20 protein-coding genes are annotated in these 18,499 nt (G+C 71.9%); 15 read left to right on the top strand and 5 right to left on the bottom strand.

Going from position 1 to position 18,499, the window contains the following annotated elements:
- Positions 1-9: 9 nt before the first annotated feature.
- Genes HF519_RS14575 through HF519_RS14560 form a run of 4 tightly spaced genes read right to left on the bottom strand, consistent with a single transcriptional unit; the run spans position 10 to position 3,668 of the window.
- Positions 10-369 carry a hypothetical protein gene (locus tag HF519_RS14575; protein WP_169413478.1) on the bottom strand — a complete coding sequence of 120 codons (360 nt, stop codon included), beginning with the start codon at positions 367-369 and terminating at the stop codon, positions 10-12.
- Complete coding sequence (locus tag HF519_RS14570; protein WP_169413477.1) at positions 366-3,119, bottom strand: FtsK/SpoIIIE domain-containing protein; 2,754 nt, start codon at positions 3,117-3,119, stop codon at positions 366-368. The genes HF519_RS14575 and HF519_RS14570 overlap by 4 nt, the downstream gene beginning before the upstream one ends.
- 10 nt (positions 3,120-3,129) lie before the next feature.
- A complete protein-coding gene (locus tag HF519_RS14565; RefSeq protein WP_169413476.1) occupies positions 3,130-3,384 on the bottom strand; it encodes a hypothetical protein in 255 nt (84 codons plus the stop codon).
- A 23-nt stretch (positions 3,385-3,407) separates the two neighbouring features.
- A complete protein-coding gene (locus HF519_RS14560) occupies positions 3,408-3,668 on the bottom strand; it encodes a hypothetical protein (protein ID WP_169380632.1) in 261 nt (86 codons plus the stop codon).
- Between the two features lie 290 nt (positions 3,669-3,958).
- Between HF519_RS14560 and HF519_RS14555 the strand changes: the two genes are divergently transcribed.
- On the top strand, positions 3,959-5,317 hold the full coding sequence (locus HF519_RS14555; protein ID WP_169413475.1) for an Nramp family divalent metal transporter: 1,359 nt from the start codon (positions 3,959-3,961) through the stop codon (positions 5,315-5,317).
- An 18-nt stretch (positions 5,318-5,335) separates the two neighbouring features.
- Here HF519_RS14555 and HF519_RS14550 read toward each other — a convergent pair whose 3' ends face one another.
- Positions 5,336-5,989, bottom strand: a complete 654-nt coding sequence (locus tag HF519_RS14550; RefSeq protein WP_169413474.1) for a DUF5134 domain-containing protein — start codon at positions 5,987-5,989, stop codon at positions 5,336-5,338.
- A 238-nt stretch (positions 5,990-6,227) separates the two neighbouring features.
- On the opposite strand from HF519_RS14550, the gene HF519_RS14545 reads away from it, so the two are divergent.
- The 14 genes from HF519_RS14545 (at position 6,228) to HF519_RS14485 (ending at position 18,438) form a co-directional block, all read left to right on the top strand.
- Positions 6,228-7,295 carry an NADH-quinone oxidoreductase subunit B family protein gene (locus HF519_RS14545; RefSeq protein WP_169413473.1) on the top strand — a complete coding sequence of 356 codons (1,068 nt, stop codon included), beginning with the start codon at positions 6,228-6,230 and terminating at the stop codon, positions 7,293-7,295.
- Between the two features lie 13 nt (positions 7,296-7,308).
- On the top strand, positions 7,309-9,117 hold the full coding sequence (locus HF519_RS14540) for a nickel-dependent hydrogenase large subunit (RefSeq protein ID WP_169413472.1): 1,809 nt from the start codon (positions 7,309-7,311) through the stop codon (positions 9,115-9,117).
- Position 9,118: 1 nt separating this feature from the next.
- A complete protein-coding gene (locus tag HF519_RS14535; RefSeq protein ID WP_169413471.1) occupies positions 9,119-9,658 on the top strand; it encodes a NifU-related iron-sulfur-binding protein in 540 nt (179 codons plus the stop codon).
- Between the two features lie 89 nt (positions 9,659-9,747).
- Positions 9,748-10,377: a DUF5947 family protein gene (locus HF519_RS14530; RefSeq protein WP_211170024.1), complete on the top strand. Its 630-nt coding sequence runs from the start codon at positions 9,748-9,750 to the stop codon at positions 10,375-10,377.
- Positions 10,378-10,379: 2 nt separating this feature from the next.
- Positions 10,380-11,006 (top strand): DUF6084 family protein, encoded by a 627-nt coding sequence (locus tag HF519_RS14525; RefSeq protein ID WP_312860111.1) that lies wholly within the window; start codon positions 10,380-10,382, stop codon positions 11,004-11,006.
- Positions 11,007-11,037: 31 nt separating this feature from the next.
- On the top strand, positions 11,038-12,447 hold the full coding sequence (locus HF519_RS14520) for a hypothetical protein (RefSeq protein ID WP_169413468.1): 1,410 nt from the start codon (positions 11,038-11,040) through the stop codon (positions 12,445-12,447).
- Positions 12,444-12,992 carry a hydrogenase maturation protease gene (locus tag HF519_RS14515; RefSeq protein ID WP_312860110.1) on the top strand — a complete coding sequence of 183 codons (549 nt, stop codon included), beginning with the start codon at positions 12,444-12,446 and terminating at the stop codon, positions 12,990-12,992. The genes HF519_RS14520 and HF519_RS14515 overlap by 4 nt, the downstream gene beginning before the upstream one ends.
- A complete protein-coding gene (locus tag HF519_RS33550) occupies positions 12,989-13,102 on the top strand; it encodes a DUF6893 family small protein (RefSeq protein WP_438826394.1) in 114 nt (37 codons plus the stop codon). The genes HF519_RS14515 and HF519_RS33550 overlap by 4 nt, the downstream gene beginning before the upstream one ends.
- Before the next feature lie 8 nt (positions 13,103-13,110).
- Positions 13,111-13,404 carry a HypC/HybG/HupF family hydrogenase formation chaperone gene (locus HF519_RS14510; protein WP_169413467.1) on the top strand — a complete coding sequence of 98 codons (294 nt, stop codon included), beginning with the start codon at positions 13,111-13,113 and terminating at the stop codon, positions 13,402-13,404.
- 13 nt (positions 13,405-13,417) lie between these two features.
- A complete protein-coding gene (gene hypD, locus HF519_RS14505; protein WP_169413466.1) occupies positions 13,418-14,545 on the top strand; it encodes a hydrogenase formation protein HypD in 1,128 nt (375 codons plus the stop codon).
- Entirely contained in the window at positions 14,542-15,717 is a 1,176-nt protein-coding gene (gene hypE / locus HF519_RS14500; protein WP_169413465.1) for a hydrogenase expression/formation protein HypE, read from the top strand. The genes hypD and hypE overlap by 4 nt, the downstream gene beginning before the upstream one ends.
- Before the next feature lie 7 nt (positions 15,718-15,724).
- Positions 15,725-16,111: a hydrogenase maturation nickel metallochaperone HypA gene (locus HF519_RS14495; protein WP_169413464.1), complete on the top strand. Its 387-nt coding sequence runs from the start codon at positions 15,725-15,727 to the stop codon at positions 16,109-16,111.
- Positions 16,054-16,851 (top strand): hydrogenase nickel incorporation protein HypB, encoded by a 798-nt coding sequence (gene hypB / locus HF519_RS14490; protein WP_169413463.1) that lies wholly within the window; start codon positions 16,054-16,056, stop codon positions 16,849-16,851. The genes HF519_RS14495 and hypB overlap by 58 nt, the downstream gene beginning before the upstream one ends.
- Before the next feature lie 189 nt (positions 16,852-17,040).
- Positions 17,041-18,438 (top strand): uracil-xanthine permease family protein, encoded by a 1,398-nt coding sequence (locus HF519_RS14485; protein ID WP_169413462.1) that lies wholly within the window; start codon positions 17,041-17,043, stop codon positions 18,436-18,438.
- Positions 18,439-18,499: the final 61 nt, after the last annotated feature.

The following is an 18,499-nucleotide window of genomic DNA, read 5'->3' as shown; positions in this document are numbered from 1 at the left end:
GGCCGGGGCTCAGCGGCGGCGTAGGGCGAAGCCGCGCCGCCGGATGGCGTCGCGCAGTTCGGCGAAGCGCTGCTCGACGGCGGCGTCGAGGGCGTCGATGTGCGCCGGGTCGACCCGCTCGTCCGGCGCCGGCAGCGGGCGCAGCGTCATCCACGACTCCGCCCACAGCATCTCCAGCGCGGCCTCCCAGTGCAGGTGCACCCCGAGCCGGGTCATCGCCGCCCGCTCACCCGCCCGGACCATCGCGTCGTCGAGACCGACCAGGTCGCGGGACAGCTCCACCGCGCGCTCCCGGTCCCGTTCCCGCAGCTCGTCGGCCGCGGCGGTGATGCCCGCGATGATCGCCTTGTACTCCCGCGCTGCGCTCATGACGACTCCAGCTCCGGAACGATGACGACCTCCGGGCGCGCGTGCTGGGCCCGGTCGAAGAACAGTCCGCGCCCCGGTCGCGGCGACCAGTTCAGCAGCGGCCCCGGGGCGAGCACCCCCAGCTCGGAGCCCTGCACGTCGAGGCCCACCCAGGCGCCGAGGTCGTCGGCGGACGCGCCCATCGTGAGGACCGTCTTGAGCCGCTGCGCGCTGCGCCACCAGCCGAGCACGTGCACGTCGGTCTCCGGCCCGAACCGCAGCACCTGACGCAGGGCCTCGGTACCGGGCCGCTCCAGGACCGCGTCGGCGGCGTCGGCGGCGTAGAGCACCACGAACACCGGACGCCGCGGCGCTCCGGACAGCCGTGCGCTCACCTCCGCCGCCAGCGCCTCGATACGTGCCCGGACGCCGTCGAGCCGGACGCTCTCGGTCTCGTGACCGGCCGCCGCCAGCGCGCTCGCCAGCCGTTCGGCCGGCTCCGCCGCCTCGGCGACCAGGGGCGCCAGCACGAAGTCGGCCGCTCCGGGCGGGTACTGCACGCCCAGCGACGCCGCCGCCGCACCCAGCACCCGGACCGAGTCGACCGTCCCGGACCCGATCACCCCGACGTTGCGGCCCGGCGCGGCCGGCAGTCGGACCGTGGCCGCGCTGCCCGCGACGTCGATGACCTGTCCGAGCAATGCCCGCGGCGGCGACTCCCCCGCTCCCAGCCCCGCCTCCGCCAGCAGGTCGGCGAACCGGGGTGTCCGCGACCCGTCGAAGAGCAGCGGTTCGGCCCGGCCGTCGGCGTAGGCCTCGTGCAGGGCACGCTGCACCTCGTCGACCGAGCCCTTGCCCGTCGCGTCCGGCACCCGGAGGACCTCGTTGCCGTGCCGGATCCCCGACTCGTGGTTGACGATCGCGTGCCAGCGCGGGAGGTCGAGCGCCGCATCGTTGAGGTCGGCGAGCACCCGGCGGGCCCGTGGCAGCGCGATCCGCAGCACGAACTGCTCGAAGATCGCCGGGCGGCCCCAGAACGCCTCGATGCCGGAGACGTCCTGGCTGGCGAACACGAGGTGGATCCCCTGGGAGCGGCCGCGCCGGGCGACGTCCTCCAGCAGGGTCGTGGCTGCCTTCGTCACCGCGTCGCGCTCGGCGAACAGGTACTGGAACTCGTCGACGATCGCGACGATCCGCGGCCACCGCCCGTCCGGGTCGGCCGCGCGCAGCTCTTCGAGCTTGGTGACCTCGTGCGCCTTGGCCGCCTGCGCCCGCCGGCGCATCTCGTCGGCGAGGAACTGCAGTAGTGCCAGGCCGAACTCACGATCGGTGTTGATGTTGACGCCGACGAGGCGGGCGTGCGGCAACCACGTGCGGTCCCGGCGACCGGGCGCGAACTGCGCGAAGGACACGCCCTCCTTGAAGTCGAGCAGGTACAGCTCCAGCTCGTCGGGGTCGTACCGGGCAGCCATGGAGCTGATCATGGTGAGCAGCAGGTTGGTCTTGCCCGAGCCGCTCGGACCGCCGATGAGGGCGTGCGGAGAGGCGTCGTCGAGCGCGATCTGCACCGGCAGCCCCTCGGCGAAACCCACCGGGACGTGGATCCCGCTCACCGAGGTCGACCGGCCCCACTGGCCCGCCGCGGGGAGCAGGTCGGCGAACGCCCCGATCCGGCTGCGCCAGTGCTCGTGCTCGTCGGAGATCGCGTGACAGGCCCGCGTGACCTCGTCGCGCGGGAGCGGCGGGTCGGGGGTGACCGTCGCGTACGGCCCGGTCATGGACGACACCGCGTACGGCGTGCCCGCCTCCGTCTCCCTCAGCTTGACCGTCTCGACGGGCGCGCTGACCGTCATCGGCACGTCGAGCAGCACCAGTTGGATCCCGCAGGCCGGTCCGCCGCGGGCCACCCGCTGCAGCTGCCGATGGTCGTCCTCCGACAACGCGGACCGGTTGCCGGCCAGCACCACCACGATCCACGGCTCGGTGCGCGCGCCGGTCGCCTCGGCCAGCGCCCGCAGCGACGGGTGGCCGTCGACGAGAACCCGGGTGTGCACCCGGCGGATCCGGTCGGACAGCTCCTCGAGCAGCTGCGGCAGCCGTCCCGGGTCGTGCACGGTGAGCAGACCCGTCCGGGTCAGCGGGTACAGCCCCGGCATCGAGCCGGTGAACTGGCCGACGTCCCACACGTGCACCGCGACCATGCCCGGCCGGAAGTAGGAGACGACGCGCATCAGCAGCGATTCGACCAGCGACTCGGCCTGCGCGCGGGTGCCCGGGGTCGAGCTGATCTGCAGGTGCGACTCGTCGAGCAGCGGGACGCCGACCCCGAAGCCCTCGTCGTGCTGGCCGATGCGGGCCGACCCGATCCGCCACAGCTCGGGGACCGGTCCCGCCCCGTCGACCTTGCCGGCCTGGCCCAGCCACCGCTCGGGCTCGAGGCCGGCCGCGTCGGGCGCGGCCTGCTCGAGCAGCGCGGCCAGCCGGTCCGGCCCGGTCGCCAGCCAGCCCTCGAAGGCTGCCGTCCGGTCGGCCTCGACCCCGGCGACGGCGCCGGCCAGCGCCGGGTTGCTCAGCCCGTTGCGCAGCCCGGCGTCCGCCCGGGCGGCGTCCAGGCCTTCCGAGCGCAGCCACATCTCGAACATGGCCTCGGCGTGCGCGCGGACCGCGGCCCCCCGCAGCCGGCTCGCGGCACCCAGAGCCGCCCCGACGGCCCGCACGAAATCCTCGAAGGCCGCGGTGATGCGCTCGCGCCGCCCGGCCCGCCGTGCCACCACCCCGCGCCTACAGCCGGGCGTCGATGTCGGCCACGACGGTCGCCGCGGCGGCGATCAGCCGCAGGCCGTTCTCGAGCTCGGCGACGGCCCGGCTCAGCTCCGCCGGCACGAGCGGCTCGGAGTGCTGTTCGCCGAGCTCGGCGAGCACGGCCGCGGCGTCGGCGAGCCGGGAGCGGGCGACACCCGCGTGCTGGTACGCGCTGTGCGTCTGCTCGGCCACGTCGGCCAGCACCGCCTTGATCTCACCGAACGACGAGTTCACACCCCACCCCGATCGCGCCCCGCTCACAGGCGGTTCGCGACGCCTTCCGAGGCCTGGATCGCGGCCGACACGGCCTGCTGCACGTCGGCGATGCTGCCGGCGGCCTGCGCGTAGAGCGCGTTGGCCTCGTCGACGTCGCCCTGCCCGCTGCCCTCGGTGACCTGCTGCAGGGCCGCCTGGGCCTGCTCGATGCAGGTCTGCGCCTGCTGCAGCGCGCCGATGCTCTCGGAGGCCTTGTCGTTGGCCAGCGCGATCCCGGCCCGGACCTCTTCGATGCTCGCCATGGCGGGGGTGGCCTCCGTGTTCTCCGCGTTCTGCGCGTTCTGCGTGTGCGTTCGGTGTGTTCGCGCACGATGTCCGTGCGGTTCTCCGAATCTAGCGCCCGGGCCACCCCGGACCCGCGCAGCACGCCAACACGTCAGAGGGGACGAGGTACGTCACTCTCACGGGGGGAGTCCGACGGATCGTCCGGTCTGGTCCCGGCGGCCGCGTTCGGGGCGTTGCGCCTGGCTCGACCACGCGAGGTCCCGATACCGTCGCCCCTCGAGGTGTCCGACCATCGGGGGGCGACGGTATGGCCGGCGATGTAACGCGAGCCGAGGAGCTCACGGCGGCGCCACAGGGCTGGCACGCGAAGATCGCGCAGGTCGGCCCGGGGCTGCTGGCCGCGGCCACCGGGGTCGGCGCGGGTGACCTGGTGGCGACGATGGTCGCCGGGGCCCGGTTCGGCACCGTGCTGCTGTGGGCCGCGGTCCTGGGCACCGTGCTCAAGCTCGCGCTGGCGGAGGGTGTCGGCCGCTGGCACCTGGCGTCGGGCACCACGCTGCTCGACGGCTGGCGCCGGCTGGGCTACTGGGCCACCGTGTTCTTCGGCGTCTACATGGTCGTCTGGGGCTTCGTGTACGGCGCCACCGCGATGTCGGCGGTCGGGCTGCCGCTCAACGCGCTGTTCGGCGGGTTGTCGGTGCGGTACTGGGCGATGATCGCCGGCGTCGTCGGGCTCGTGCTGGTGTGGGCGCAGCGCTACGCGGTCTTCGAGAAGTTCATGACCGTGCTGGTGCTGATCAAGTTCGTGTCCGTGGTGTCGGTCGCCCTGCTCGTCTCCCCCGATCCGGGGGCGCTCGCGGCCGGGCTCGTGCCGCGGCTCCCGGAGGGCTCGACGATCTACGTCCTCGGTCTCATCGGGGGTGTCGGCGGCACGATCACGATGGCGGCCTACGGCTACTGGATGTTCGCCAAGGGCTGGCGGGGCACCGCCTGGCTGCCGATGATGCGGCTGGACAACGCCGTCGGCTACATCATGACCGGCATCTTCGTGGTCGCGATGCTGATCGTCGGGGCGGAGATCCTGCTCGGCCAGGACCTCACCGAGAGCGACCGCGGGCTGCTCACGCTGGGCACCGAGCTCGGCGAGCGGTACGGCGAGTGGGCCCGGATCCTGTTCCTCGTCGGCTTCCTGGCCGTCACCAGCACCTCACTGCTCGGCGTCTGGAACGGCGTCGGCCTGCTGTTCACCGACTGGGCCCGGACGATCCGGCTGCCGCACGGGGCCAAGGCCGAGACCGGCACCGCCGCGGTGGCCGCGGGCTCGCCCGCCACCACGGCCGTCGGAACCGAGGAGGTGGCATCCGGTACGGCGTACGAGGCGCAGGCCGCCGAGCGGAGCCTGCCGTTCCGGGGCTACCTGCTCTGGCTGACGTTCCCACCGATGCTGCTGCTGTTCATCGACCGGCCGTTCGGGCTGACGCTGGTGTACGGGGTCCTCGGGGCGGCGTTCATGCCGTTCCTGGGGCTCACCCTCCTGCTGCTGCTCAACTCCAGGCGCATCGAGCGGAGCGGCCGCTCGGGCTGGCTGTCGAACGCACTGGTGACCGTCGGGGCGATGCTGTTCCTGGTGCTGTTCGTGGTGGATCTGGTCGAGCGTTTCTCCTGAGCGGGGACGCTGCGGGCGTCAGACCATGCCGAGCAGCATGACGGTCATCGCGCCCCCCATCACCAGGTGCGCAACGGCGGCCGTCCGCGGCGTCCGCAGCGACAACCGGACCGGCCGCAACGCGACGGCACCGCCGCCGTCGGCTGCCGGCCGCGGGGACGCGGCGGCCCCCGCACACCGGTCCGGCCGCGACACCCGGTCGATGCAGCGGAGCACATGCCAGGCGAAGTAACCGACGAGGACGATGGCCGCGACCGACGCCAGGCCGAACCCGCCGACCTCGGCGTGGGTGCTGTGACCAGCGGCGTGGCCGGCGCCCGCGCCGTGCCGGTGCGCACCGGTGAGCAGCATGAACAGCATCGCGCCGCTGCAGATCACGTGGTGACCGGCGTCGGCGGTGCCGAACCCGGAGCGCAGCGCCAGCGCCGCGAACCAGGCAGCGGTGAGCACGAAGACCGTGGTCCAGACCGGGGCGGGAACCGGGTCACCCAGCGGGGAGAACATCGCCGCCATCCCGAAACCCATGGCCGCATGCGAACCCTCGCCGACGACGTCGGTCCGCAGGGCCACCAGCCGGATGATGTGCAGCACACCCAGGACGAGGCACACGATGGCGAGGAATCCGGACAACCACTCCATGTGCACCTGGCCCTCCTCGCCCGTCCGGGCCACGCAACGTTTTCGACCCTAGAGGACCGGTGCCGTCCAACTCCATACGGTGAGGGGGTAGGGACAACCCGTCGAGCGCCCTCGCCGCTAGTGACACGCTGCACCCAGCGGCCCACACCTACCCCCGCACCCTTAGCTGCCGCGGTCACTTACCCCGCCTCCTGCAGGCCGTTACAACGGTGATCTCCCACCAGCCGGCACCGGCGCTGTCCTCGCCGACGGCGCCACGAGGGGCGACGACATGTCAGCACCGACTGCGCAGCCAGCCAGTACCGGACAGGACGAACCGGTCATCCATATCCTGTGGATCAACGCGGGGCTCAGCTGCGACGGCGATTCCGTCGCCCTCACCGCGGCCACCCAGCCGACCATCGAGGAGATCGCCCTCGGCGCGCTGCCCGGCCTGCCCAAGATCGCGGTGCACTGGCCGCTCATCGACTTCGAGTGCGGTCCGGACAAGGGCGCCGACACCTTCATCGAGTGGTTCTTCAAGGCCGACCGCGGTGAGCTGGAACCGTTCGTCCTGGTCATCGAGGGGTCCATCGCGAACGAGGCGATCAAGCCCGAGGGCTACTGGACCGGCTTCGGCAACAACCCCGAGACCGGCCAGCCCATCACCGTGAGCGAATGGCTGGACCGGCTGGCCCCCAAAGCACTGGCCGTGCTCGCCGCCGGCACCTGCGCGACCTACGGCGGCATCCACGCCATGCAGGGCAACCCGACCGGTGCCATGGGCGTGCCCGACTACCTGGGCTGGAGCTGGAAGTCCAAGGCCGGGATCCCGATCGTGTGCGTGCCCGGTTGCCCCACACATCCGGACAACCTGTCCGAGACCATCCTCTACCTGCTCTACCAGGCCGCCGGGTCCGCCCCGATGATCCCGCTGGACGAGGCGCTGCGCCCGAAGTGGCTCTTCGGCGCCACCGTGCACGAGGGCTGTGACCGCGGCGGCTACTACGAGGAGGGCCAGTTCGCGAGCGAGTACGGCTCGCCGGAGTGTCTGGTCAAGCTCGGCTGCTGGGGACCGGTCGTCAAGTGCAACGTACCCAAGCGTGGCTGGATCAACGGCGTGGGCGGCTGCCCGAACGTCGGCGGGATCTGCATCGGCTGCACGATGCCGGGCTTCCCGGACAAGTTCATGCCGTTCATGGACGCCCCGCCCGGAAGCCTCGTCTCGGCGACCGCGAGCAGCGCCTACGGCGGCATCATCCGCCGGCTGCGCCGGATCACCGAACGCAAGCTCGACCAAGAGCCGAAGTGGCGGCGCAAGGGCCGCGAGCTCGCCACCGGATACGCGAAGTCCTGGTAAGGAGCCCGACGCCATGACCACCACACAGCCGACGACCACGCCGACGACGAAGGACGAGACCGGTCTCGTCGAGATGGCGTGGGACCCCATCACCCGGATCGTCGGCAGCCTCGGCATCTACGCGAAGATCGACTTCTCGAACAAGCGCGTGGCCGAGTGCCACAGCACGTCGTCGGTCTTCCGCGGCTACTCGATCTTCATGAAGGGCAAGGACCCGCGCGACGCGCACTTCATCACCAGCCGCATCTGCGGGATCTGCGGGGACAACCACGCGACCTGCTCGGTCTACAACCAGAACATGGCCTACGGCGTCCGCCCGCCGCACCTCGGGGAGTGGATCATCAACCTCGGCGAGGCCGCCGAGTACATGTTCGACCACAACATCTTCCAGGAGAACCTGGTCGGGGTGGACTACTGCGAGAAGATGATCTCGGAGACCAACCCCGGGGTGCTGGAGCTCGCCAACCGCGCCGAGGCCCCGCACGCCGCCGAGCACGGCTACAGGACCGTCGGCGACATCATGCGCGCGCTCAACCCGTTCACCGGTGACTTCTACCGGGAGGCCCTGCAGGTCAGCCGCTACACCCGGGAGATGTTCTGCCTGATGGAGGGCCGCCACGTGCACCCCTCCACGCTGTATCCGGGTGGGGTCGGGACGCACGCGACGATCCAGCTGTTCACCGACTACTACTCCCGGTTGATGCGTTACGTCGAGTTCATGAAGCGCGTCGTCCCGATGCACGACGACCTGTTCGACTTCATGTACGTCGCGCTGCCCGGCTACGAGGAGGTCGGCCGGCGGCGGGTGCTGCTCGGTTGCTGGGGCTCGCTCAACGACCCGGCCTACTGCGACTTCGACTACCGGCACATGACCGACTGGGGCCGGAAGATGTTCGTGACCCCGGGCGTGGTGGTCGACGGCAAGCTGGTGACCAACGACCTCGTCGAGATCAACCTGGGCATCCGGATCCTGCTGGGCAGCTCCTACTACCGGGACTGGGAGGACCAGGAGACCTTCGTGACGCACGACCCGCTGGGCAACCCGGTGGACAAGCGGCACCCCTGGAACCAGCACACCATCCCCGCTCCGCAGAAGCGCGACTTCGACGACAAGTACAGCTGGACGATGTCGCCGCGCTGGTTCGACGGCAGCGACTACCTGCCGCTCGACACCGGCGGCGGCCCGCTGGCCCGGCTCTGGGCCACGGCACTGGGCGGTCTGGTCGACTGCGGGTACGTGAAGGCGGACGGCAAGGCCATCCAGATCAACCTGCCGAGGACCGCGCTGAAGCCCGAGGTCGGCTTCGAGTGGGCCCCGCCGACCGACAAGCAGGGCCGGCCGCTGTCCAACGCCATCGAGCGCAACCGCGCCCGGACCTACTTCCAGGCCTACTCCGCGGCCGTGGCGCTGCACTTCATGGACAAGGCGCTCGCCGAGGTGCGCAGCGGCAACAGCAAGACCTGGGAGAAGTTCACCGTCCCGGACGAGGCGATCAGCTGCGGGTTCACCGAGGCCGTGCGCGGCGTCCTGAGCCACCACATGGTGATCCGTGGCGGCAAGATCGCGAACTACCACCCGTATCCGCCGACGCCGTGGAACGGCAGCGTGCGGGACTCGTTCGGCACGCCGGGCCCGTACGAGGACGCGGTGCAGAACACGCCGATCTTCGAGGAGAACAAGCCGGAGAACTTCAAGGGCATCGACATCATGCGAGCCGTCCGCAGCTTCGACCCGTGCCTGCCCTGTGGGGTGCACATGTACCTGGGGAACGGCAAGCCGCTGCACAAGATGCACTCGCCCGGCTCACTGAACATCATCTGAGATGGGTGATCAGCTGGATCCACAGGACGTCGCGCAGCGTATCGAGGCGGTGCTCGACGACATGGACGACGGTGCCGACGGTGCCGACGGTGCCGACGCGGGTGGGGCGCGGCAGGCCGGCGAGGAGCTGGTCCGCCTGCTGATGCGGTTCTACGGCGCCGGCCTGGAACAGATCGTGACGATCGCCCGGGCCGGCGGCGGAGACGCGATGGTGCACCGGCTGGCATCGGACCCGCTGGTCGGCGGGCTGCTCGCGCTGCACGAGCTGCATCCGGTGGACGTGCGGACCCGGGTCGAGCACGCGATGGCGACCGCGAAGCGCAAGCTGGGCTCGCACGCCTCGGACGCCGAGCTGCTCGGCCTGGACCCGGACGGCACCGTGCGGGTCCAGCTGTCGGCCGGCGGCTGCGGTGCGCAGACGGTGCGCCAGGTCGTCGAGGAGTCGGTCGCGGCGGTCGCGCCGGACACCGCGGGGGTCGCGTTCATCGAGGCGGAGCGCGGGCCGACCCTGCTCCAGATCGGGCTGCGCAGTGCCCGGTGACCGCGTCCGGCAGCCGTGTCGTCCTTCCGAGGCCCTGAGGCCGGCGACGCGGCGGCCGATCGTCGTGGGGGGACGACGTGGTTAGCGGGTTGCGACGGTTCCTCGTCAGCTCGGCCGAGCCGGTCCCGGAGCGCTGCGACATGTGCGCCACCCCGATCCCGCCGGATCATCCGCACCTGGTGCAGGTGGCCGAGCGGCGGATGATGTGCGTCTGCGGGCCGTGCGGGTTCCTGTTCAACAACCCCGGCGCCGGGGGTGGCGGCTATCGGCGGGTGCCGGACCGGTACCTCGCAGATCCCGGCTTCACGCTGTCCGAGGCGCAGTGGGACGAGCTCCAGATCCCGGTCGGGATGGCGTTCTTCCTGCACAACTCGGCGAAGAGCAGCGTGGTCGCGTGCTACCCGAGCCCGGCCGGGGCCACCGAGAGCGAGCTGACGCTCGACGCGTGGAGCGCCGGGATCGGAGCGAGCCGGCTGGCCGCGGAGCTCGAACCGGACGTGGAGGCCCTGCTGGTGCGCCGCAGCGGGCCGGGCGGCGGGTCCGGTGACGGCGGCGAGTGCCTGCTCGTGCCGATCGACTCCTGCTACCGGCTCGTCGGCCTGGTGCGGATGCACTGGCGCGGGTTCGACGGCGGGTCGGAGGCCTGGCGTGCGATCGACGGCTTCTTCACCGAGCTGTCCGGCCGGGCCCGGGTGCTCGATCCGGAAAGGCGGGGTTGACCGTGCTGCGGTTCACCTGCACCGGGTCCCGCGCCGAACCCTACGCCGCCGGACCGGCCCTGCAGCTGGACCTGCAGGTCGACGAGGGCAGTGGACGGAAGGTGCACGCGGTCGCGCTGCGCTGCCAGATCCGCATCGACCCGCGCAGACGCCACTACTCCCCCGCGGAGACGGCCCGGCTCGGTGACCTGTTCGGCGAGCCGTCGCGCTGGGGCGAGACGCTCAACCTGCTGCAACTGGCCACCGTCTCGGTGATGCTGCCGCCGTTCACCGGCCGGACGACCGTGCCGGTCTCGGTTCCGCTGACCTACGACCTCGACGTCGCGGCCACCAAGTTCTGCCACGGCCTGTCCGACGGCGAGATCCCGTTGCTGCTGCTGTTCTCCGGGACGTTGTTCTACGCCGGCGACGCCGGGGTGCAGGTCGGCCTGGTGTCCTGGAACGAGGAGGCCGAGCACCGGTTGCCGGTCGCGGTGTGGCGGGCGGTGATGGACGAGCACTTCCCCGGCTCGACCTGGATCCGGGTCCGCCGCGAGACCGTCGACGCACTGGCCGCCTACCGCTCCGCGCACGCCATCCCGAGCTGGGACGACACGTTCTCCCGGCTGCTCAAGGAGGCCACGGAATGAGCACGGAATGAGCACGGGTAGGAGCTCGGGAATGAGCACGGGTCCCGACAGCTGGGCCGAGGCACTCGACGAGGTCGCGGCGGTCGCCGACGCCGTGCTGTTCGAGGGGTACCTGCTGTATCCCTACCGGGCGTCGGCACAGAAGAACCAGCTGCGCTGGCAGTGGGGCGTGCTCACGCCGGAGGGTTACGGCACGCACAGCAACGAGCCCTCGTCGTCGCGCACGGAGTGCCTGCTCGAACCCCGGGCCACCTCGGAGCTGCACGTGCGGGTGCGGTTCCTGCAGGTCCAGGAACGCACCGTGCTCGACGCCACCGGACGCGAGGTCGAGGAGCTGACCGTCGCCGGCACCCGGCACCTGCGCTGGGAGGAGGGCATCCCGCGGCAGGTGGACGTCACCGTCGCGGTGTCCGACCTGGCCGGTGGGGTCACCGTCCCGATCCGGATACCGGAATCGGAGACCGGAGAGGACATCGTCGACGCCACGGGGACGACGGCCGGTCGCCTGATCCGCCGCTGCCGGCCGCTGACCGGGCGCATCGTCGTGTCCACCACCGAGCTGCCCGGCCCGTACGACGTGCTGCGGCTGCGCCTCGACGTCCACAACGACGCCGGGTGTGCGGCCGAAGTACCACGCGAGGAGGCGCTGCGTTCGTCGCTGATCGGGACGCACGCCGTGCTCGCCGTGGCGCCGGGCGCGTTCCTGTCGCTCACCGACCCGCCGGAGTGGGCCCGGCCGGCGGCCGCGGAGTGCGTCAACCAGCACACCTGGCCCGTGCTCGCCGGGCCGAAAGAGCGATCCGACCTGCTGCTGTCCTCCCCGATCATCCTGGAGGACCATCCGCAGCTCGCCCCGGAGAGCACCGTCGACCTGTTCGACGGCACCGAGAACGACGAGATCCTCACCCTGCGCACGATGGCCCTGACCGACGCGGAGAAGGCCGAGGCGCGGGCGACCGACCCGCGGGCCGCGGCCGTGATCGACGCGGTCGATGCGCTGCCGCCGGAGATCCTGGAGCGGCTGCACGGCGCGATCCGTTCGATGGGGCCCGCCGCTCCCGGACCGACGATCATCAGCGGCGCGGGGTTCGGGGCGGACAGCCCGGCCGACCGGCCGCCGGACCACGTGCCGTGGTGGGATCCGGCCGCCGACGCGGCGGTCGACCCGGAGACCGACTCGGTGCTGGTCGGCGGCGTCCCGGTGGCCAAGGGCAGCACCGTGCGCCTGCGGCCCGGGCCCGGAGGCGATGCGCAGGACCTGTTCCTGATCGGTATGCGGGCGACCGTGCAGGCCGTCGTGCACGACGTCGACGGTGGGGTGCACGTGGCCGTGACGATCGACGACCCGGGCAGCCCCGACGGCGACCTCGAGACCGACCTGCAGCGCGCGCACGGCCGCTTCCGCTACTTCCGGCCCGACGAGCTGGAGGTGGCGCCGTGAGCCCGCGGGTGCTCGTGGCCGGGGTCGGCAACGTCTTCCTCTCCGACGACGGCTTCGGCGTCGAGGTCGCGCAGCGGCTGCTGGTCCGCGGCGGGCTGCCGGAGGGGGCCGAGGTCGCCGACATCGGCATCCGGGGGGTGCACCTGGCCTATCAACTGCTCGACGGCTACGACGGGCTGGTGCTGGTCGACGCCGTCCCGCGTGGCGGCCCCCCGGGCACGATCTACCGCTTGGAGCACGACCTGAACGCGTCCCGGGACGGCACCGAGCCCGGTGCCGCACTCGACGGACACGGCATGGACCCCGCCACGGTGCTGGCGCTGCTCGCCGAACTCGCCGCCGCGAACGGGGTGGCGCGACCCGTCCGCCGGGTCCTCGTCGTCGGTTGCCAGCCCGCCGTCCTCGACGAGGGCATGGGCCTGTCCGAACCGGTGGCGGCGGCCGTCGAGCCGGCGCTCCACGCGGTCGACGAGCTCGTCGGGCTACTGCTCGGCAGCACCGTGCGGCGCGCCGCCCAGAACGCTTCGGAAGGAGTCCCGTCGTGATCCGCAAGTTCCTGCTGCTGCTGGTGTTGGCCATCCTGGCCGGTGCCGCGGTGCTGGCCGTGGAGTCCCGGCACGAGATCGAGCGCTACCTCAAGATCAGCCGGATGTAGGAGGACCCATGTGCCTGGGCATACCCGGTGAAGTGATCGAGCTGATGACCGAGCACGAGGACCTGGCCATGGTCAGCGTCGAGGGGGTCAAGCGGGCGGTGAACGTCGGCCTGCTCCGCGAGGACTTCCCCGACGGCAGGGCACTGGATCTGCAGCCCGGCGACTGGATCCTCATCCATGTCGGCTTCGCCCTCTCCAAGATCGACGAGGCCGAGGCCAAGGCCTCACTGGAATGGCTGGCCGGCGTCGGCGACGCCTACACCGACGAGCTCGAAGCGCTCGCCGCGTCCGACATCACGTAGGGGATGAAGTGCTGTGCGTTTTGTAGACGAGTTCCGCGACGCCACCACCGCCCGCGCGCTGGCCACCGAGATCGCCGCCCTGTGCGAGCCCGGCCGGCGCTACAAGTTCATGGAGGTGTGCGGCGGACACACCCACACGATCTACAAGCACGGCCTGGAGGACTACCTGCCCGAGACCGTGAGCCTCGTGCACGGCCCCGGGTGCCCGGTGTGCGTGATCCCGATGGGCCGGGTCGACGACGCCATCGCGCTCGCCGAGCACGACGACGTGATCATGACGTCGTTCGGCGACATGATGCGCGTGCCCGGCGGGCGCGGTTCGTTCTTCGACTCCAAGGCCGCCGGGGCGGACATCCGGATGGTCTACTGCCCGCTCGACGCGCTGAAGATCGCCCGCAAGAACCCGGACAAGCGCGTCGTCTTCATGGCGATCGGCTTCGAGACCACCGCACCGTCGACCGCGATGACCGTGCTGCGCGCGGCGGTCGAGAAGCTCGACAACTTCGCCGTCTTCTGCAACCACGTCACGATCATCCCGGCGATCAAGGCGATCCTCGACTCGCCGGACCTACGGCTCGACGGATTCATCGGCCCCGGCCACGTCTCGACCGTGATCGGTTGCCGGCCCTACGAGTTCATCGCGCGCGACCACGGCAAACCGCTGGTCTGCTCCGGCTTCGAGCCACTCGACATCCTGCAGTCGGTCTACCGGCTGCTGCTGCAGTTGCACGAGGGCCGTTGCGAGGTGGAGAACCAGTACTCCCGGGTGGTGCCGTGGAACGGCAACGCCAAGGCGCTGCGGGTGATCGGCGAGGTGATGGAGCTGCGGCCGCACTTCGAGTGGCGGGGGCTCGGGTTCATCTCGCACTCCGCGCTGCGGATGCGCGAGAAGTACGCGCGGTTCGACGCCGAGCAGATCTTCGGGGTGCCCGGGGTGCGGGTCGCCGACCCGAAGGCCTGCCAGTGCGGCGAGGTGCTCAAGGGCGTGCTCAAGCCGTGGGAGTGCAAGGTCTTCGGCACCGCGTGCACGCCGGAGACCCCGATCGGCACCTGCATGGTCTCCAGCGAGGGCGCGTGCGCGGCGTACTACAACTTCGGCCGGTTCAGCCGGGAGCGCGTCAAGGAGGCGACCCGGGCATGACGACGCACGATCTCGGCCCGACCATCCCGGCCCGGGCGAACTGGGCCGAGGAGGCGGTCGCGGCCCATGCGGGGGCCGAGCACCTGACCCGCGAGGAGCAGGTCCTCGAACGCATCGCCAAGGCCCGCGCCCGCAAGGCGAAGATCAAGGAGCAGCGGGTCACGCTGTCGCACGGTGCCGGCGGCAAGGCCACGCACACGCTGATCGAGGCGGTGTTCCTGGAGGCGTTCCGCAATCCGGTACTGGAGCGGCTGGAGGACGGGGCGTCGCTCGCCGTGTCGTGGACCGACGGGGCCACGGGCCGGCTCGCGTTCACCACCGACTCCTTCGTCGTCTCGCCGCTGTTCTTCCCGGGCGGGGACATCGGCGACCTCGCCGTCAACGGCACGGTCAACGACCTCGCGATGTGCGGCGCCCGCCCGCTGCACCTGTCTGCCGGGTTCATCCTCGAGGAGGGTTTCCCGGTCGCCGACCTGCAGCGCATCGTCGCCTCGATGGCCGCCGCGGCGCAGGCCGCCGGGGTACAGATCGTCACCGGCGACACCAAGGTGGTGCAGCGCGGCAAGGCCGACGGCTGCTACATCACCACCGCCGGCGTCGGACTGCTCGACCGCCCGACGACGCTGTCGGCCGCGGCCGCCCGGCCCGGCGACGTGGTGCTGGTGTCCGGCCCGATCGGCGACCACGGCATCACCGTGATGCTCGCCCGCGGCGAACTGGACATCGAGGCCGACATCGAATCCGACACCGCACCGCTGCACGGGATCACCGCGGGCCTGCTCGACGTCGCCGGCGACGGGGTGCGGCTGCTGCGCGACGCGACCCGCGGCGGCGTCGCGACCATCTGCAACGAGGTCGCGGTGGCCTCGCAGGTGGCCGTCGTGCTGGACGAGAGCTCGCTGCCGGTGCGTCCGGTGGTCACCGGCGCCTCGGAGCTGCTCGGCATCGATCCGCTCTACGTGGCCTGCGAGGGCCGGCTGGTCGCGGTGGTCGGACCCGACCGGGCCGACGCCGCGCTGGCCGCGCTGCACGCGCACCCGCTCGGCGAGGGCGCCGCGGTGATCGGCACGGTGAAGGACGACCCGCCCGGTCTGGTGCTGCTGCGAACCGCGTTCGGCGGCACCCGGATCGTGGACCTGCTGGTGGGCGACCCGCTCCCGCGCATCTGCTGAGCGGCCGGTGCACGAGCTGTCGATCACCCAGAGCGTCGTCGCCGCGATCACGCAGCGGATGGGCGACGCCCCGGTGCGCCGGATCCGGCTGGAGATCGGCCGGTTGTCGGGGATCGTGCCGGACTCGGTGCGGTTCTGCTTCGAGCTGGTCGCGGCGGGTACGACGTGCGAGGGCGCCGAGCTCGAGATCGACGAGCCGGCGGGCCGGGCGCACTGCCGGACCTGCGGCACCGGCTTCGACACGGCCGAGGTGCTGCCGCTGTGCGACTGCGGCAGCGCCGACGTCGAAGTGCTCGGCGGGAGCGAGTTGCGGATCCGAGAGGTGGAGGTGGGCACGTGTGCGCGACCTGCGGATGTGCCGACGACGGCACGGCCGGGCCCGGGGTCCGGGTGATCGACCCGGCACACCCCGAGCGGCACGTCCACCCGCACGCCGATGACGGCCCCGAGCACCGGCACGGGACCCGGGTGGACGACCACGCGGCGCGGACCGTCGCGCTCGAGGTCGATCTGCTGGCCAAGAACGACGATCTCGCCGGGCACAACCGCGACTGGCTGGCCGAGCGCGGCATCGTCGCGCTCAACCTGATGAGCTCCCCCGGCGCCGGCAAGACCACGTTGCTGGAGCGCACCATCCGCGACCTCGGCGCCGAACTGCCGTGCGCCGTGCTGGAGGGCGACCAGGAGACCCTGCTCGACGCCGAGCGGATCGGCTCGACCGGGGCCCGCGTGGTCCAGATCAACACCGGCGCCGGCTGCCACCTCGACGCCGACATGGTCGCCGACGGGCTGCGCACGCTGGCCCCCGAGCGGGGCTGCCTGCTCTTCGTGGAGAACGTGGGCAATCTGGTCTGCCCCGCCCTGTTCGACCTCGGTGAGGCGGCGCGCGTGGTGATCATGTCGGTGACCGAGGGCGCGGACAAGCCGCTGAAGTACCCGCACATGTTCCGCACCGCCGACCTGGTGCTGCTCAACAAGATCGACCTGCTGCCCTACGTCGACTTCGACGTCGACCGCTGCATCGCCGGCGCCCGGCGGGCCAAGCCGGACGTGGCGGTGCTGGAGGTCTCCGCGACGCGCGGCGACGGCCTCGACGCCTGGTACGCCTGGCTCCGCCGGGCCCGCGCGCGGTAGCCGGTACCGCGGCCCTGCCGACCGCGCACGACCCGATCTCCACCGGCCGCGGTGTGACGACGGGCGACAGCGCTTGTCCTGCCGGCGTGGCCGGGTAACCCTCACTCCGGCACACGGGCCCGCGCCGCCGCGAACGCCGCGCGGGGTCGCAGCGGGGCCGGCCCGATCGGCAGATGGAGGGGATCGGGAATGGGCCAGTTCAACTGGAAGGTCGTGCACGGCGGGCACGCGCCGCCACCGGGTGAGGTGGTGGCGCCCGACGAGCGGCTGTCGTGGCCCCGCACGCTCGGGCTCGGAGCCCAGCACGTCGTCGCGATGTTCGGCGCCACCTTCGTCTTCCCGGTGCTCATGGGGCTGAACCCGAACGTCGCGATCATGATGAGCGGGGTCGCCACCGCGATCTTCCTGCTCGTCGTGAAGGGCCGGATCCCCAGCTACCTCGGCAGCTCGGCGTCGTTCGTCGGGGCGGTCGCCGCGATCCGGGCCCAGGGCGGCGACAGCTCGGACGTCACCGGCGCGATCCTGGTCGCCGGACTGGTGCTGGCCGCGGTGGGCGTGCTCGTGCACCTCGTCGGCGCGCGGATCGTCAACCGGGTCCTCCCGCCCGCCGTGACCGGCGCCGTCGTGATGCTCATCGGCTTCAACCTGGCTCCCGTCGCCGCGACCGTCTACTGGGCCCAGGACCAGTGGGTCGCCCTCGCGACGATGGTCTTCGTCATCGGCGCCGCGGTGCTGCTGCCCGGCTTCTGGGGCCGGATCGGCGTCCTGCTCGGCCTGATCTTCGGCTTCGGGCTGTCCTGGTTGTTCGACGTGACGACGGGCCCGATCACCTCCCCGGACGCGAGCGGTGCGGTCACCACCCGGCCACGGGTCGATCTGTCCGCGGTCCGGGAGGCGGACTGGATCGGGCTGCCGCCGCGCACCATGGCCGCGCCCGACGGCACGGAGCTCGTCGGCTTCCACCCGCCCTCGTTCTCCGTGGCGTTCGTCCTCCTGGTGCTGCCCGCGGTGATCGCCCTGATCGCGGAGAACACCGGGCATGTCAAGGCGGTCGCCGAGATGACCGGCGACGATCTCGACCCGCTGCTCGGCCGCGCGCTGATCGGCGACGGCGTCGGCACGGCGGTCTCCGCGTCCGTCGGCGGTCCCCCCACGACCACCTACGCGGAGAACATCGGGGTCATGGCGGCGACCCGGGTGTACTCGACGGCGGCGTACTGGGTGGCCGCGGCGGTCGCGGTGCTGCTCGGGTTCTGCCCGAAGTTCGGCGCCGTGATCGTCGCGGTGCCGGGCGGGGTGCTCGGCGGGCTGACCGTGGTCCTCTACGGGATGATCGGCCTGCTGGGGGCGAAGATCTGGGTGGAGAACCGGGTCGACCTCGGAAACCCGGTCAACCTCGTCCCGCTCGCGGCCGGGCTGATCATCGGCATCGGCGACGTGACGCTGCGCATCACCGGCTCCTTCCAGCTCTCCGGGATCGCGCTGGGCACGCTCGTGGCCGTGCTCGGCCATCACGCGATCCGGGCGCTGGCCCCGGCCCACCTGGCGGAGGCCGCGACATCGCGCAGCGGCGACGGCCGCCGCTGACGGAAGCGTTCGACCGGCCGCTGTCGAGAGCCTGAAGCCTCTTGCGCCGCGCCGTCCGGCA

The organism is Pseudonocardia bannensis, assembly GCF_012911875.1.
Classification (GTDB): domain Bacteria; phylum Actinomycetota; class Actinomycetes; order Mycobacteriales; family Pseudonocardiaceae; genus Pseudonocardia; species Pseudonocardia bannensis.
The sequence above is the reverse complement of the archived record's forward strand: the minus strand, read 5'-3'. Positions and strand labels throughout refer to the sequence as shown.